Raw genomic sequence first — 491 nt, forward strand, 5'->3', positions numbered from 1 at the left:
CGCGCTCAGGCTTTCATACGCTCCCCAAAAAGCCAGAAGCGGCACGCTCAACAGAACGAGCACGAGTCCCAACACTGCGGTGCGCCGCGCCGGCGGAACATTCAGCGACGCTGGTTCCAGCGGGTTTGTTGCTGAACCGCTTCGCCACGAGTGACGACGCCTTTCGGTATCTTTCTGCTCTGTCACGGTTGCTCCGATGTGAAACGGCACGTCGACGGTTCGATCCGCTCGAGCGGATCGGACGGAACTCCATCAGATGCTTCAGTCGTGTGGCCGACGACGCGCGCGTTCCGAGTCGGGGACCTGAGCGCGACTTATCGAATTCATTTCCGAACCGCAGAAATTAGGAGCGACGCTGGTCCCGGGCCCTTTTTTATCGGTCCACCGCATGTTTACGGCACGCTCTGGCAAATCTGGAGAGCATACGTGGGTGGATTGCAGGAATTGGCGTGTTGTCCGAGGCTCCGGTGCAAATCGGAGAAGCCAGTAGG

Annotated in this window: 1 protein-coding gene; it reads right to left on the reverse strand. The window is 59.5% G+C overall.

Annotated elements, in window-relative coordinates; genetic code table 11:
• Positions 1-186, reverse strand: a 186-nt coding sequence (locus P0D89_RS54025; protein WP_408379838.1) for a hypothetical protein, incomplete at its 3' end; no start/stop codon positions are given.
• Between the last annotated feature and the right edge of the window lie 305 nt (positions 187-491).

Origin of the sequence: Paraburkholderia sp. RL18-085-BIA-A (assembly GCF_046027075.1) — a bacterium.
GTDB lineage: Bacteria > Pseudomonadota > Gammaproteobacteria > Burkholderiales > Burkholderiaceae > Paraburkholderia.